This is a genomic window from Oleiagrimonas citrea (genome assembly GCF_012395255.1).
GTDB lineage: Bacteria > Pseudomonadota > Gammaproteobacteria > Xanthomonadales > Rhodanobacteraceae > Oleiagrimonas > Oleiagrimonas citrea.
The window spans coordinates 177,309-191,824 of the sequence record NZ_JAAZQD010000003.1; the positions used below are offsets into that span (position 1 = coordinate 177,309).

12 protein-coding genes and 1 pseudogene are annotated in these 14,516 nt (G+C 64.2%); 7 read left to right on the forward strand and 6 right to left on the reverse strand.

The genetic code is table 11. The features are described 5' to 3' along the window. Window positions 1-9: 9 nt before the first annotated feature. Both HF690_RS15010 and HF690_RS07905 read left to right on the forward strand, forming a co-directional pair. Window positions 10-366, forward strand: a complete 357-nt coding sequence (locus HF690_RS15010) for a hypothetical protein (RefSeq protein ID WP_205300815.1) — start codon at window positions 10-12, stop codon at window positions 364-366. Window positions 367-406: 40 nt separating this feature from the next. After that, the gene (locus HF690_RS07905; RefSeq protein WP_168609070.1) at window positions 407-1,444 is read left to right on the forward strand and encodes an aldo/keto reductase; all 1,038 of its coding nucleotides are present in this window, start codon (window positions 407-409) and stop codon (window positions 1,442-1,444) included. 73 nt (window positions 1,445-1,517) lie between these two features. Here HF690_RS07905 and HF690_RS07910 read toward each other — a convergent pair whose 3' ends face one another. Continuing rightward, window positions 1,518-2,279: an SH3 domain-containing protein gene (locus HF690_RS07910; RefSeq protein WP_168609071.1), complete on the reverse strand. Its 762-nt coding sequence runs from the start codon at window positions 2,277-2,279 to the stop codon at window positions 1,518-1,520. Window positions 2,280-2,781: 502 nt separating this feature from the next. Between HF690_RS07910 and HF690_RS07915 the strand changes: the two genes are divergently transcribed. After that, a complete protein-coding gene (locus HF690_RS07915; protein ID WP_240151681.1) occupies window positions 2,782-3,684 on the forward strand; it encodes a lysozyme in 903 nt (300 codons plus the stop codon). A 58-nt stretch (window positions 3,685-3,742) separates the two neighbouring features. Here HF690_RS07915 and msrA read toward each other — a convergent pair whose 3' ends face one another. Then, a complete protein-coding gene (msrA, locus tag HF690_RS07920; RefSeq protein ID WP_168609072.1) occupies window positions 3,743-4,453 on the reverse strand; it encodes a peptide-methionine (S)-S-oxide reductase MsrA in 711 nt (236 codons plus the stop codon). A 322-nt stretch (window positions 4,454-4,775) separates the two neighbouring features. Here msrA and HF690_RS07925 point away from each other — a divergent pair, with 322 nt between their 5' ends. From HF690_RS07925 to HF690_RS07935, 3 genes are all read left to right on the forward strand, one after another. Continuing rightward, the gene (locus HF690_RS07925) at window positions 4,776-5,552 is read left to right on the forward strand and encodes an iron-containing redox enzyme family protein (protein ID WP_168609073.1); all 777 of its coding nucleotides are present in this window, start codon (window positions 4,776-4,778) and stop codon (window positions 5,550-5,552) included. 138 nt (window positions 5,553-5,690) lie between these two features. Then, window positions 5,691-8,372 carry a putative bifunctional diguanylate cyclase/phosphodiesterase gene (locus HF690_RS07930; protein WP_240151683.1) on the forward strand — a complete coding sequence of 894 codons (2,682 nt, stop codon included), beginning with the start codon at window positions 5,691-5,693 and terminating at the stop codon, window positions 8,370-8,372. A gap of 131 nt (window positions 8,373-8,503) precedes the next feature. Then, window positions 8,504-10,486 carry an OPT family oligopeptide transporter gene (locus tag HF690_RS07935; RefSeq protein ID WP_113063961.1) on the forward strand — a complete coding sequence of 661 codons (1,983 nt, stop codon included), beginning with the start codon at window positions 8,504-8,506 and terminating at the stop codon, window positions 10,484-10,486. 67 nt (window positions 10,487-10,553) lie between these two features. On the opposite strand, the gene HF690_RS07940 is transcribed toward HF690_RS07935, so the two are convergent. The 4 genes and pseudogenes from HF690_RS07940 to HF690_RS07955 all read right to left on the reverse strand — a co-directional run bounded on the left by HF690_RS07940 (window position 10,554) and on the right by HF690_RS07955 (window position 12,696). Continuing rightward, window positions 10,554-11,483 (reverse strand): diguanylate cyclase, encoded by a 930-nt coding sequence (locus HF690_RS07940; protein ID WP_168609075.1) that lies wholly within the window; start codon window positions 11,481-11,483, stop codon window positions 10,554-10,556. Between the two features lie 134 nt (window positions 11,484-11,617). Next, window positions 11,618-11,878 carry an RNA-binding S4 domain-containing protein gene (locus tag HF690_RS07945; protein ID WP_113063960.1) on the reverse strand — a complete coding sequence of 87 codons (261 nt, stop codon included), beginning with the start codon at window positions 11,876-11,878 and terminating at the stop codon, window positions 11,618-11,620. Between the two features lie 12 nt (window positions 11,879-11,890). Next, window positions 11,891-12,292, reverse strand: a pseudogene (locus HF690_RS15115) (barstar family protein); the annotation flags it as partial. After that, window positions 12,289-12,696 (reverse strand): guanyl-specific ribonuclease, encoded by a 408-nt coding sequence (locus HF690_RS07955; RefSeq protein ID WP_113063354.1) that lies wholly within the window; start codon window positions 12,694-12,696, stop codon window positions 12,289-12,291. The gene HF690_RS07955 and the pseudogene HF690_RS15115, both read right to left, overlap by 4 nt. A gap of 240 nt (window positions 12,697-12,936) precedes the next feature. Between HF690_RS07955 and HF690_RS07960 the strand changes: the two genes are divergently transcribed. Then, a complete protein-coding gene (locus tag HF690_RS07960) occupies window positions 12,937-14,496 on the forward strand; it encodes an alpha/beta hydrolase (RefSeq protein ID WP_240151705.1) in 1,560 nt (519 codons plus the stop codon). Window positions 14,497-14,516: the final 20 nt, after the last annotated feature.

Sequence of the window (14,516 nt, forward strand, 5' to 3'; positions counted from 1 at the left end):
TTGCGAGACTTGGACGAAGACCTGCATTGCGGGCCTTCGCGGACGTCCCATGCGCACGAGTTTCTCGCGGAAAACCATCATGCCTGGTGTGAATCACTACTGCCGATTTTTCATGACAGTCATCGCCTTGGGCGATCAATGGTTGCCCGGCATGGCACGCAAGGTGGTTTCGAAGTGCGTGGGATGCGTATTCATGGCATTGATATGAATGGGTTTATTCAAGTGCTGTGCATCGACGTGCCCGTGGAGTTCGGTGACGGGCAGGGCGGTGCCTCCGGCTGCCGTAGCGCTGCGTCGACGGCCCGCGGATTGAATTTTCTTCAGCCGTCCACACGCAGAACCTTGTTGGTCGTCCGTTGCGGATGACCGTCGTTCCCCACACTCACACTCGATCCAGGAGTGCATCATGGAATACAGACAGCTAGGCCGTTCCGGCCTGCGCGTTCCCGTTCTCAGCTTCGGCACCGGCACGTTCGGCGGCAAGGGCGAATTCTTCGAGGCCTGGGGTCGTACCGAAGTCGACGAGGCGCGGCGCCTGATCGACATCTGCCTCGAAGCCGGCGTGAACATGTTCGACAGCGCCGACATCTATTCCGCCGGCCGCTCGGAGGAAGTGCTCGGCGAGGCGCTCAAGGGCCGCCGCGACGAGGTGCTGATCTCGACCAAGGCCACGTTCCGCAGCGGCGACGGCCCCAACGACGTCGGCTCGTCGCGCTTCCATCTGATCGACGCCGTCGACAAGGCGCTGAAGCGCCTGCAGACCGATCGCATCGACCTGTTCCAGCTGCACGGCTTCGACGCCATGACGCCGGTCGAGGAGACGCTGACCACGCTGGACGATCTGGTGCGCGCGGGCAAGATCCGCTACATCGGTTGCTCCAACTTCTCCGGCTGGCATCTGATGAAGTCGCTGGCGGTGTCCGAGCGCCATAATCTGTCGCGCTATGTTGCGCATCAGGCCTACTACTCGCTGATCGGCCGCGATTACGAGTGGGAACTGATGCCGTTGGCGCAGGACCAGGGCGTCGGTGCGGTGGTCTGGAGTCCGCTGGGCTGGGGACGCCTCACCGGCAAGATACGTCGCGGCCAGCCGCTGCCGGAGACCAGTCGGCTGCACAAGACGTCTGGTGCCGGGCCACAGGTCGAGGACGAATACCTCTACACGGTCGTCGACGCGCTGGACGCCGTCGCCGAGGAAACCGGCAAGAGCGTGCCGCAGGTTGCCCTGAACTGGCTGTTGCAGCGTCCCACCGTGTCCACGGTGATTGTCGGCGCGCGCAACGAGGAACAGTTGCGGCAGAACCTTGACGCCGCTGGATGGAACCTGACGCCGGAACAGGTTGCGAAGCTGGATGCGGCGAGCGAGCCGGCCAAGACCTATCCGTATTGGCACCAGGCGCAGTTCACGGAACGGAATCCGTTTCCGACGGCGCGCCTGGACTGAACGTCTTCACGCACCACGCGAACGAAAAGGGCGAGGGGATTCCCCGCCCTTTTTCATATCTTCCGCGTGTGTTTCAGCGTCGATCATGATCGCGATCGCGTCTTCCGTGATGGCGGTTGTCGCGGCGCGCCGATCCGTTGTGTCGAGTGGATGCCTGCCTTTGTGCACGGTGCGACTTGGAACGTTGATGCGAGCGTGAGCCCGAGTACTGGTTCGAGCCACGATGCAGCACAGTGGGCGCGAGACGGCGCGATGGCGTGTGCTGCCGCTGGATGCGGCGGTGCTCGATACGACGGTGCTCGATATGACGGCGCTCGATGCGCGGACTCTCGTGGCGTCGCGTGTCATGGCGACGCTGCGGTACGCGATAGTAGCGGTCGCGATGCACGATGCGCGGCGGCGCGCGATGATGGCGGCGTGGCGGCGCATAGTGGCGCGGACGGTAGCGATACCAGTAGTTGCGCTGGTGATAGAACCGGTGATGACGGTAATGGCGATGCCAATAGTCGCCGATGACGAAGCGGATCACCGGAATGCCGATCACTGCGCCGTAGCCGTAGATGGACACCCAGCGCCGGTGATACGGATAGCGGATGAAGTCGCCCGCGACCCAGCCGCGATGACCGTAGGCGATGACATCGCACCAGGCCCAGTCGGCGGTGCATCCCTGGACATACAGAGGCGTGCCGGCCCGGACCAGATCGACAATCGGATAGCCGATATCCGGTCCGGCGCGCATGTTGATGGTGACATCGGCATAGGCGCGGGTGGCCTGCGCGGCGGCGGGAAGGGCCAGAAGGAGCGTGAACGCGAAAAGCCAGGCGTGACGTCTCATGGCGTTTCTCCTGCGAGGTGGATCAGACGCCGTGTCGTCGGGACACGGCACGGGCGGGACCGGTTTCCCTCGTGGGGAAGCGGTGCGCATTCCGTCGCGACGCATGTCCGCAGTACGAATCATGCCCTTGTCTACATGAACGGCGGCGTCTCGAGGCCCGTTGACCCAACGGGAGGTAGGGGTTGCGCTTCGTTCATGTTGGGATTCGCCCTTCGATGCTGGCATGCACGAATCCTGCAAGAACGGAGCGCGCGTGATTCGTGTCACACCTTCGTCGTGATGAGCGTGCATGATGAGTGTGTCGGTCGTGATCGCGACCGGCCGCCGTCGGTTTCCGATCCGTCCGCAGATGACATGGAATCGATGGCGTGAACGCGAGCCACCGGATGGGCTTGCATCGGGGGATATGCCTGATTACGAGAGGCAAACCGACCGGCAGGGAAGCCGCACATGTGTTTCTCATGCCGGAGTTAAAACTCCATATCACCATGAGGAGAACACGATGTCCGTACTCATGCACAAGCGCTTGCTCGCGGCCGCCCTGGCCGTCGTTGGTGTCACCGCAGTTGCCGGCGTGCAGGCCGCGTCGGAATCAAACGCGGCGCAGCCGCCCCAGGGCGTCAGCGATCAGCAGCTCGCGCAGATGAACCCGTCGATCCCGCTGAAGCTCGCGGCGCGCATCGCCGCCGAGTCCCATACCATGGGGTCGCAGATTCGCCTGCACGAAGGCACCTCGCATCAGATGCAGGTCAATGGCTACCTGTATGCCGCGGCCACCGGCTCCGTCGCCGGCATGGACGTGAGCGGCTATCAGGGCAATGTGGCCTGGAGCACCGCGTACAACAATGGCGCGCGCTTTGCCTACGTCAAGGCGACCGAGGGCACGTACTACACCAACCCCTATTTCGCCCAGCAGTACAACGGCTCCTACAACGTCGGCATGATCCGCGGTTCGTACCACTTCGCGCGTCCGGACACGACCAGCGGCGCCACGCAGGCGGATTATTTCGTCAATCATGGCGGCGGCTGGTCCGGCGACGGCAAGACCCTGCCGGGCGCGGTCGATCTGGAATACAACCCGTACGGCTCGACTTGCTACGGCAAGAGCCAGAGCGGGATGGCCAGCTGGATTGCCTCGTTCAGCAGCGAATACCACGCCCGCACCGGGCGCTGGCCAGTGATCTACACCAGCACCAGCTGGTGGTCACAGTGCGTGGGTACGGCCGGTAACTTCGCCGCCAACAGCCCGCTGTGGGTGGCGCGCTATTCGTCCAGCGTCGGCACGCTGCCGTATGCATGGACCTACTACACCTTCTGGCAGTACGCCGATTCGGGAACCTTCCCCGGCGATCAGGACAAGTTCAACGGCGCCTACAGTCAGCTGCAGGCGATTGCGAACGGCTGATCCGTTTCCCACGGCGTTTCGCGGCCTCCGTTCCCTGAAGACGGAGGCCGCTTTTTTTTCAGGGCGTGTACGTCACGGGCGTGGCTCGGTACAGCGCGGGAAGCTGCTGCCGCAGTTGCGTGATCTTGGGCGCGTCGTTGACCACGATGTAGAGCGATCGCGGATGCTGCCGCGCGTAGTCCTGGTGATACGCCTCGGCCGGATAGAACCCTTTCAACGACTGGATGCGGGTGACGATGGGGCGGTTGAAGACGCCGGCCGTACTGAGCTGCTCGACGTACGCCCGTGCGATGCGTTCCTGCTCTGCGTCGGCGGTGAAGAGCACGCCGCGGTACTGGGTGCCCACGTCCGGTCCCTGGCGATTGCGTTGGGTCGGGTCGGTGGCCACCGAGAAGTACACCCGCAGCAACTGTCCGTAGCTGATCTGTGCAGGGTCGTAGCGCACGCGGACCGATTCGGCGTGTCGAGTGTTCCCGCTGCTGACGATGCCGTAGCGGGCCGTCGACGCCTGTCCGCCCGCATAGCCGGCTTCGACGCGCTGCACGCCTCGGACGTGTTCGAACACCCACTGCATGCCCCAGAAGCATCCGCCGGCGAAGACGGCGGTGCGCGACGCTTCATGTGCCGAAGTCGTTGTATCGATGTGTGGAGGCGGGATAGCAGAAGACGTGTTGCGCGCTGGCGTGGAAGGTGCGCACGCGGCGAGTGCGGCTGCCAGTGTGACGCAGAACAGTCGGTGGACGAGGCGAGGGCGCGGGATGGCAATCATGGCGTGACTTGGTGTGCGGCTGTACTGCAGCAGACCCGTGATGAGCGAGCGAACTTACAGAACCTCGGGGCGATGGCGAGGGGCACGCGCGTGAGCGGCGCTGCGGCGTTCAGCGCTCATGCGTAATTTTTATCAGAATTTCAACATGTTCGGATGCGCGCAAAGGGACCGTGACGAGTAGGCTGGAAATGTGCCGGAATCCTTGCTCGACAAGGGCCGGCACACGCGTCTCACGGTGTCGCCGACGCCGGGACGTACCCGCTGCCGGCGCGCGCAGGAATGCGCAGGGGGCGGTTCTACTCATCCAATGGAGAGAATGATCATGAGCACGCAATTCGAACGCAAAGGGTCGTTGACGGAACTGAGCAGCTATCCGCAATGGACACAGGACATGGTGGCGACCTGCGAGGACGCCAAGCGCAGTGTAGTCGAGCACGAACTGTGGGACCTGATGCGGGATCACACGATGGCGTCGACGTCGACCCGGAACTTCATGGTCGGCATCTGGCCGGTCATCGAGCGGTTCCCGGGCTACATGTCGATGAGTCTGCTGAAGACGCAGTTCGGCCGCAGCGCGGGCGACAATCTCGCGCGTCGCTGGCTGGTGCGGAATATCCGCGTCGAGCAGAACCATGCCGAGTACTGGCTGCATTGGGCCGAAGGTGCCGGTGTGGCACGCGATGAGGTCCTCAACGGGCGTATTCCGCGTGGGGCCGATGTGCTGGCCCGCTGGTGCGAGGAAGTGGCCAGCAAGGACACGCTGCAGGCCGGCATCGCGGCGACGAACTACGCTGTGGAGGGGGCGACCGGCGAATGGTCGCAGATTCTCTACGACAGCGAGTCGTACCGCGAGAGCTTCCCGGAAGCCTCGCGGACGCGCAGTCTGCGCTGGTTGCAGCTGCATGCCGCCTACGACGACACGCATCCCTGGGAGGCGCTTGAAATCGTCTGTACGCTGATGGGAACCAATCCATCGGTTGACGAGGTCGAGCACATCGCGGAATGTGTGCGTCGTAGTTATGTCAGTATGCGGGTGCTCGCTGACATCTGCGTCGAGCCGAGCCGGGCGACGCAGGCGACAAACGAGGCTGCGGCGTAAATCGGCAGACACGACAGGCCGGTCGTCGTATGCTGTGGACGTTGCTGGGAGACAGGGACTGCGATGCGAATCGCTCGGGCCAGCTTGCAACAACCGCTCATACGGCGACTCATGCCCCTGGCATGGGGACTGGCCGTTATGGTGGGGCTTCTCCTGGCGCTTGCCTGGGGGGCCCTGAAGTTCCAGGTTGCTCTCGCCGGTTTTCTCAACGGCGAGAGCATCTGGTCCAAGGCCCAGAAACAGTCGGTGATCGATCTGGATGCCTATGCCGCGAGCGGTGATCCCGCCGAGTTGCAGCGCTTCCAGCAGCATTATTCGGTGCTGATCCACTATCGCTTCGCGCGAGAAGAGGTTCGGCACAAGCACTACGACTACGACAAGGTCGCCAATATTCTCCGCGAGGACAACGCGATGCCGGATGCGATTCCGGTCATCCTGTTCATCATGCGGTATCTGACCGATGCGCCGTACGTGCGCGATTCGCTGGCGGCCTGGCGTTCCACGGACACGCGCGTGGACGAGTTTCAGGAGATTGCCGATCGCCTGCAGCGTGCGTACGCGAAGGGCGAAGCCAGCAGAGCCTTCATCCAGCAGCAGCGCAGGATCATCGCCGAGCTCAATACCTACATCGAGCCGCGAACCAACGAGTTCTCGTTGATGATGGCGCGCGGCGCGGCATGGATATCGCGCATCCTGTTCGGCATTCTCGCCGTGACCGGTGTGCTGGCGGTGCTGGTGTGGCTGTGGCTGGCGCGGCGCATCCTGAGCGGTATTCGTGGCACCGAAGAGCGCTACCGCCTACTGTTCGATAGCGCGGCCGACGCCATGTTCATGATCGAGGATGTCAGCGGCGAGATACTGCAGGCCAACCGCATGGCTTCGGTGTGGACTGGGCGCAGCGAAGAGCAACTGCGCGGTCAGCCGTTCCTGGAGTTGTTCGAGGATAACGGGGCCAGGCACAAGCGCGACCGTCACGTCAGTGAACTCAAGCACGTCAAGGGCGGTTTGCGGCCGGTGGAGATGTCCAGCAACGTCGTCAACTGGGGGCATCTGAAGGTGCGCCAGGCGATCGTGCGCGACATCAGCGAGCGTCTCGACATGGCGCGTGAGCGCCGCATCGCCTCCGAAGCCATGGCCAGTGTCGCCGAGGGCGTGATCATCACCGACGCCATGCGCCGCATCCTCACGGTCAATGCCGCACACCAGCGATTGACCGGGTACCGGGTGAAGGAGGTCGAGGGCAAGCGCTTCGACGAGTCGCGGCGCATGCCGGACGGGCAGCCGTTGCCGCCGACCGTGTGGGTTGCCGTGGCCGAGGACGGTCACTGGAGCGGTGAAGTGCAGTGCCGCCGACGCGATGGCAGCGTGTATCCCGAGATGCTCAGCATCAGCGTGATACGCAATGTCGAGGGCGAAATCGAGCACTACGTCGCCGTGTGCACGGACATCACCGACAGCAAGGCGGGGCAGCGGCATCTGCAGTATCTGGCCACGCACGATGCGCTGACGGGCCTGGTCAACCGCACGGAATTCGAGCGCCGCATCGCCGAGATGCTGCTGGTCGCCGAGCGCAATCACCAGGCCGTGGCGGTGATCTTCATCGATCTGGACAACTTCAAGCTGGTCAACGACAGCTACAGCCATGCCATTGGCGACAAGCTGCTGACCGTGGTTGCGGAGCGCATTCACCGCCACTTGCCCGCGAGCGCTGTGGCGGGGCGCATCGGTGGCGATGAGTTCACGGTACTGGTCGGTCAGCTGAAGGCGCGCGAGGACGTCAGCTGGTTCGCGCGCCAGCTCATCGAGACCCTGTCGCAGCCGATGGTCGTGGATGGCTACGACATCGTCCTCAGCGCCAGCATCGGTATCGCTTCCTTCCCGCTGGACGGTTATGACGCCACGACGCTGCTGACCAATGCCGATGCGGCGATGTACAGCGCCAAGCAGGAAGAGCGCAATACTTATCGGTTCTATACGCCGCGCATGCGCGCAGACGCGAACCGTCGTCTGCTGCTGCTCACCGATCTGCGGCGTGCACTGGAAGAGAATCAGTTCCAGTTGCTGTATCAACCCAGCATCGCGTTCGAGAACAACGAACTGCTTGGCGCCGAGGCCCTGCTGCGCTGGCATCACCCAGAACGCGGTTACATCATGCCCAGCGAGTTCGTACCGATGGCCGAGACGCTGGGACTGATCCGGCACATCGACGAATGGGTACTCGATCGCGTCTGCCGGCAGGTTTCGCAATGGAACAGCGAGGGCGTGAAGATCCCTCGAGTGGCGGTCAACATCTCCGCAGGCTGGTTCTCGCATCCCGATTTCGTGCAGCAACTGACCAGCACTATCGAGCGCAACGGCATCGAGGCGCACCAGATCATGCTGGAGATCACCGAGAGCACGATCCTGCAGCTGGGCGACGCCACGCGGCAGACCATGAGTTCGCTGCACGAACTCGGCGTGGCCATCGCCATCGACGATTTCGGCACCGGCTATTCATCGCTGGCGTACCTGAAGTTGCCCGCCGTGGCATACCTGAAGGTCGATCGTTCTTTCGTCGACGGCTTGCCGGAAAGCGCGGAGGACGCCAGCATCGTGCAGGCGATGGTGGCCATGGCCCGCAGTCTTGGACTGGCCGTCATTGCCGAGGGTGTCGAGACCGAGGCACAACACGAGTTCCTGCGAGGAGTCGGTTGCGAGGAAGGGCAGGGCTATCTGTATTCGCGTCCGATCGAGGCCAAGAATCTTGGCGAGCTGCTACGCCAGGAAGCAAAGCCTGGCGTAGCGCGACTGTCCCTGGTGCCACCGAGCTCATCTTCCTGAGCCGTCGCATTTCAACGATGTAGCACGCCGGGACGCGTGTTCCGGCTTGCGGCTTCGCATGCATCCATGGAACGATCTGGCGCTGTATCCGCACGGGGAGATCGTACGTGAACACCACCGGCCATGGCGCCATGACGCCGCAATCCGAACTGACCCTCCGCGGCGTGATCATCGGCGTGCTGATCACGCTGGTGTTCACCGCGGCCAATGTGTATTTCGGTCTCGAGGCGGGCCTGACCTTTGCCACCTCGATTCCTGCTGCGGTGATCTCGATGGCCGTGCTGCGCAAGGTCAGCGACGCCACCATCCAGGAAAACAACATCGTGCAGACCATCGCCTCGGCGGCGGGCTGCCTCTCGGCGATCATCTTCGTGCTGCCGGGCATGGTCATCGTCGGCTGGTGGGCCGGTTTCCCATACTGGGAGACCGCGGCGATCTGCGGACTGGGCGGCATTCTCGGCGTGATGTACTCGATTCCGCTGCGTCGCGCACTGGTGACCAATTCCGATCTGCCGTATCCAGAAGGCGTGGCCTGCGCCGAAGTGCTCAAGGTCGGCGACAGCCACCGCAGCGCCGACGCCGATGCGGACGCGGCCGAAGTCGCCCGCTCGGGCTTCCGTGCCGTGGTAGTGGGAGCGCTGGTCTCGGCGGGCTTCGCCGTGGTCGAGGCCACGCGCATCTTCGCCAAGGATGTCAGCGCGTATTTCCATGTCGGCGACCGCGGCGCGGCGACCGGCTTCGATTTCAGTCTGTCCTTCGCGCTGCTGGCCGTCGGTCATCTGGTCGGCTTGTGGGTTGGCGTGTCGATGCTGCTGGGCACCCTGATCGCCTGGGGCTGGGCGGTGCCTCACTACACCCTGCTGGCGCACGCCACGGGCACGGCCGCCGAAGTCGCAGGTGCAGCCTTCGGCCAGAAGGTGCGGTTCCTGGGCGCGGGCACCATCGCCGCGGCCGCCGTGTGGACGCTGCTGAAGCTGGTCAAACCGGTCTATACGGGCCTGACCGACGCCATGCGCTCGACCAAGTTGCGCAAGAGCGGTCAGGGCGCCAGCCTGCCGCGCACCGAACACGACCTGCCGATCGGCATCGTGGCCGTGGTCACGCTGGTATGCATGCTGCCGATCGCCTGGCTGCTGGGTGATTTCAGCGTCGGCGCCGGGCTGGGCTCGCAGATGTGGCTGCTGGTCATCGGCGGCGTAGTGTTCATCGCGCTGATGAGCTTTTTCGTGGCGTCGGTGTGCGGCTACATGGCCGGCCTGGTCGGTTCCTCCAACAGCCCGCTGTCGGGGATCGGCATCTTGGTCATCGTGATCGCCTCGGTGCTGCTGGCGCTGGGCGTGCAGTCGAGCCTGCCGCCGGAAGCGGGCAAGGCGCTGGTGGCGTTCGCGCTGTTCGCTTCGTCGGTGGTGTTCGCCGGCGCGACCATCGCCAACGACAACCTGCAGGATCTGAAGACCGGCCAGCTGGTCGACGCCACGCCGTGGAAGCAGCAGGTGGCGCTGGTGATCGGCGTCATCGCCGGTGCGCTGATCATTCCGTTCGTGATGAACATGCTCAACCAGGCTTATGGCTTCGTCGGCGCGGCGAACGCCACCAAGGACGCCCTCGCGGCGCCGCAGGCGGGCCTGATCTCGGCGCTGGCCCAGGGCGTGTTGCAGCACAACATCGAGTGGAGCCTGATCTGGACCGGCGCCGGCATCGGCGCGGTCATCATCGTCATCGACGAACTGCTGGGCCTGCGCGGCACTTCCATGCGGCTGCCGCCGCTGGCGGTCGGTCTGGGTATCTACCTGCCGTCGGAGATCACCCTGATGATCGTGGTCGGCGCCTTCGTCGGCTGGTACTTCGACCGTCGCGCCGCACGTGCGCCGAAACCGGCTGCGACGCGTCAGTTGGGCGTGCTGATGTCTTCCGGTCTGATCGTGGGTGAGAGCATCATCGGCGTGATCATTGCCGCCATCGTCGTGTTCTCCGGCAACGAGCATCCGCTGGCGCTGGTCGGCGATGGCTTCGAGCACGCTTCGGTGTGGGTCGGCGGAGCCGCCTTTATTGCCGTACTGGCGGCCCTGTACATGTGGGTGAGCCGCCTGGGACGCCCGAACGGCGCACGCTGATTCGCGGTATCTGCGCATCCGGCCGGCGAGAGAGCTTCTTCCTCGCCGGCCGGATGCACGCCGTCCATTACTTCTCGACGGGGTGTTTCGGGATTTCCGCCTCGAGATCCATGGACGCCTCCCATTTGCAGGTGCGATTGCGCCCGCCATTCTTGGCGGCGAACATCGCATGGTCGGCCCGGTCGATGCTCAATTCGACGTTGAGCGAGGCGTCCAGTTCCGCCAGGCCAATGGATACGGTCACTTTGACGTCGGCGCCATTCACGGTGGTCAGCACGGAATCGGCCAGTTTCCTGCGCAGGCGTTCCGTGATGTCCCACCCCGCTTCGATGTTGGTGTAAGGCAGTACGATCAGGAATTCCTCGCCGCCGAACCGGAAGATACGGTCGTACGGACGCAGGATGTCGCGGATCACGCGGACGGAGCCGGCGAGCACATCGTCGCCGACGATATGGCCGTAGGTGTCGTTGACGTTCTTGAAATGATCGATGTCCAGCATGGCGAGGGTGCACGACTGCGACATGCGGAAGACCAGGGCCTGCATCTCGCGCAGCGCTGCCAGCATGCCGGTACGGTTTTCGGCGCCGGTGAGCGTATCGGTGCGGTAGAGGGACTCGTCGATCTCGCGATTCATCGACATCAGCTCCAGGCGCAATCGATCCAGTGCGCTGGCGAAGTTGTCGTATTCGGTGACTTCGATGGCATGCCCGGCGTCGACTTCCTGAAGCATGTGCGCGGCAATCTGATGCATGCGCTTGTGCTCGAACTCCATGGCCGTGAAGGCCTGGTGTTCGCGCAGATTCTCGGTGACGTCGCTGTAGTACCACTGGCCGAAACGGCAGAGCTTGTGAGCGTCGGGAGCCACGTCGCGCTGATCGTGGTTCAGACCGCACACGATCGTGCGGATGATGTCCTTGTGCCAGTGTTCGTGGTTGTACAGGGCCTGCTTCAGTTGAGAGGCCACGGACTGCAACTGCTCACGACCGATCGACAGCATATGCGAACTCCTTGCCCGGCGGGTGGACGTACAAGCGGAAGCTCGTGCAGTGTAACGAATGCCTCGATGAGATTTTTCGTTTCTTGCGTTGTCGTTCGAGAAGGGTGAACCGGTCGATGTCCCCGGCGCGCGTCTCAGTGATTATCCGGCGGGTCTGCGTCGACATGAATCTCCAGACCGTCCACGCTGACGCGCTGACCCGCACGGATCTTGCAGGTCTTGCGCAGCTCGACCTCGCCGTCGACCCGCACGGCGCCGCTGGCGACCAGAGCCTTGCCGGCACCGCCGCTGTCGCAGACGCCCGTGAGTTTCAGCAACTGATTGAGTTCGACATATTCGCCGCGCAGGTGGAAGTCTTCGCGCTGATGTTCACCCGTTGGCGTATCCGCGCTCATGTCCACATGCACGGCGACGAAGCAGAAAAAGGGAATCCGCGCCTGCGCCCAGCTCGCGGCAACTTCGTCGAGGATGTCCAGGAGCATGTCGAAGTCGTGCGGGTGGGCGTCGTGCAGTGCCTGGGCTTCGTCCAGCAGCAGGACATAGCCCTGGGCGGGCAGCCAGGACAGGTCAGCCAGCGAGTCGACCAATGCGTCCCAGTTGCGGCCGAACTCCGATGGAAATGCCAGCGCAACGGCCAGCGTGTCGAATAGGGCGGCCTTGTCGGCACAATCACCCAGGTCCACGCGACGCATGCAGATGTCGTCCGCGTGATCGGCCCGTGCGACCTGCTCCAGGTCGTCGTCCGTGACCAGATAGACCCCCGACTGATCCGGGTCGTCGAGATCGATGCGGGCGGCTTGGGTGTTCACGGTTGCACCTTGAAGGAACGGAAACTGCGGTAGTGGTCGTCGGTGTAATAGAAGATTTCGGGCGGAACTCCGCCCGTCACGATACGCCGTGCGCCGCGTGTGCGCAGGCCGGGCGTCGGTACGGTGTATTCATGGTAGTAGCCGCGCGGCTTGTCGGGCAGTAGGCGCTCGCGATTGCCGAAGACGACGCCGTCGCGGCGATACGGGAACGGCCCGCCGCGCCGGATACTCGCCACGGTTTGCCGGGCTTCGGGCGGCAGGAAAGCGGGCAGGGCGAGCGCGGACGACTCCGATTTCGCGACAGGCGTCGGTGATGTCGTTCGAGGGGCGTGCTCGGGCTGCTGCCACAGATGGAAGGCCAGGGCAGCGGCAATCAGCATCGCGACGAGTAGCAGGCGGCGCATGGCGGTCGTGTACGGTGACGGGGAGGCTCAGTCTACCGCCACGAGCGGGGTGTTTCGCGACGGTTCAGGACCATGACTTTCGGATGTGTGCACCCGCGCGCGTGCAGGTCCACAATGGGCGGGTTCATCAGGGAGCCTGTCATGATCCGAATTCTCCGCTCACTTGCGGTGCCGGCGCTGTTCGCGCTGCTGCTGGCGCCGGTCGCGGCCAAGCCCGCAGCCCCCGAGGCCCGCACCCAGATGGTTCGCGTCACGCTCGACGCTGCCATGAAGACGCCGACCTCCGGTCGCCTGCTGATTTTCGCCATGCCGCTGCAGGACGCGAAGGCTGCCGCGCACGGCGGTCCGCTGGAGACGGTCGACACCAGTCCGTTCGAACCGACCAAGACGGCGGTCGCGGCCATGGAAGTCGCGCATATCGCGCCCGGCGGCACCGTGCGGATGGACGCCGACGAAGTGGCCTTCCCGCGGCCGTTCTCGCAACTGGCGTCCGGTGAGTACGCCGTGCAGGCGGTGCTCGACGTCAACCACAACTACAACTACGGCGGTCGCGGCGAAGGCGACCTGGTCAGCAAGGTGGTGACCGTGCGTCTGGGCGGTGTTCATGCCGCGACCCCATCGCTGACGTTGAGCCGGGTGCTGCCGGCGCGCATGCAGCCGTGGAAACTGCCGGCGCGCGCGTCCGAAGCCGCGCGCAAGCGCATGCAGCCGTCGCTGGATGCCGCGAAGGCGCACAGCCGCGAGATCGATTTCGTCAGTCCCGCGCTGACCGCGTTCTGGGGGCGTCCGATCCACATGCGCGGCTGGGTACTGCTGCCGCCGGGCTATGCCGAGCACAAACAGCGGCATTACCCGACGGTGTACTTCACCCACGGTTTCAGCGCGAACCTGACCACGCTCACCTACAGTGCCGGGTCCGCCTGGAAACGGATGGCCGACGGCGAGACGCCGCCGATGATCTGGGTGTTCCTGGACCAGTCCGGCCCGACCGGCACCAACGAGTTCGCCGATTCGGTCAACAACGGTCCGTGGGGCACAGCGTTGACCACCGAGCTGATGCCGAAGCTGGAGTCGGAGTACCGCATGGACGGGCGTCCCAGCGGTCGTTTCCTGACCGGGCATTCCTCGGGCGGCTGGGCCACGCTGTGGCTGCAGGTGCGTTATCCGAAGATCTTCGGCGGTACCTGGTCGACCTCGCCCGATCCCAGCGATTTCCATGACTTCACCGGCCCGGATCTGTATGCCCCGCACGCCAACGTCTACCGCAAGCCGGACGGTTCGCCGTGGCCGCTGGTGCGCGACAAGGGCAAGGTGATCGCCACGTTCGAGCAGTTCGCCAAGCTCGAGCGCGTGCTGGGTCCCTACGGCGGTCAGATGGCCTCGTTCGAGTGGGTGTTCTCGCCCAGGGGCAAGGACGGTCGTCCCGAGCAGATGTTCGATCGCGCGACCGGCGACGTGAATCCGAAGGTGGTCGACTACTGGCGCGACCACTACGACATCGCCCATCGCCTCCAGGCGCACTGGTCGCAGCTGAAGCCGTATCTGAACGGCAAGATCCACGTCTACGTGGGCACCGCCGACACGTTCTACCTGGACGGCTCGGCGCACAAGCTGAAGGCGGTGCTGGATCGTCTCGGCGCGAAGGCCTCCGTCGACTTCATCCCGGGCAAGACGCATTTCGACATCTACGCCAAGGGTGGCGACCGCGAATGGCTGCACAAGGAGATCGCCTGGCAGATGTACCGGGTGGCGCGGCCGAAGGCGAAGATTCCACTGGAATACACCGCGACCACACCGTAAAACCACAGGGCGTCGCCGCG

Bases quoted from the DNA above. Each gene is read 5' to 3' on its own strand.
- HF690_RS07925 (WP_168609073.1), top strand. From the start codon at position 4,776: ATGAGCACGCAATTCGAACGCAAAGGGTCGTTGACGGAACTGAGCAGC.
- HF690_RS07930 (WP_240151683.1), top strand. From the start codon at position 5,691: ATGGTGGGGCTTCTCCTGGCGCTTGCCTGGGGGGCCCTGAAGTTCCAG.
- HF690_RS07915 (WP_240151681.1), top strand. From the start codon at position 2,782: ATGTCCGTACTCATGCACAAGCGCTTGCTCGCGGCCGCCCTGGCCGTC.
- HF690_RS07940 (WP_168609075.1), bottom strand. From the start codon at position 11,483: ATGCTGTCGATCGGTCGTGAGCAGTTGCAGTCCGTGGCCTCTCAACTG.
- HF690_RS07960 (WP_240151705.1), top strand. From the start codon at position 12,937: ATGGTTCGCGTCACGCTCGACGCTGCCATGAAGACGCCGACCTCCGGT.
- HF690_RS07955 (WP_113063354.1), bottom strand. From the start codon at position 12,696: ATGCGCCGCCTGCTACTCGTCGCGATGCTGATTGCCGCTGCCCTGGCC.
- HF690_RS07905 (WP_168609070.1), top strand. From the start codon at position 407: ATGGAATACAGACAGCTAGGCCGTTCCGGCCTGCGCGTTCCCGTTCTC.
- HF690_RS07910 (WP_168609071.1), bottom strand. From the start codon at position 2,279: ATGAGACGTCACGCCTGGCTTTTCGCGTTCACGCTCCTTCTGGCCCTT.
- HF690_RS07935 (WP_113063961.1), top strand. From the start codon at position 8,504: ATGACGCCGCAATCCGAACTGACCCTCCGCGGCGTGATCATCGGCGTG.
- msrA (WP_168609072.1), bottom strand. From the start codon at position 4,453: ATGATTGCCATCCCGCGCCCTCGCCTCGTCCACCGACTGTTCTGCGTC.
- HF690_RS07945 (WP_113063960.1), bottom strand. From the start codon at position 11,878: ATGAGCGCGGATACGCCAACGGGTGAACATCAGCGCGAAGACTTCCAC.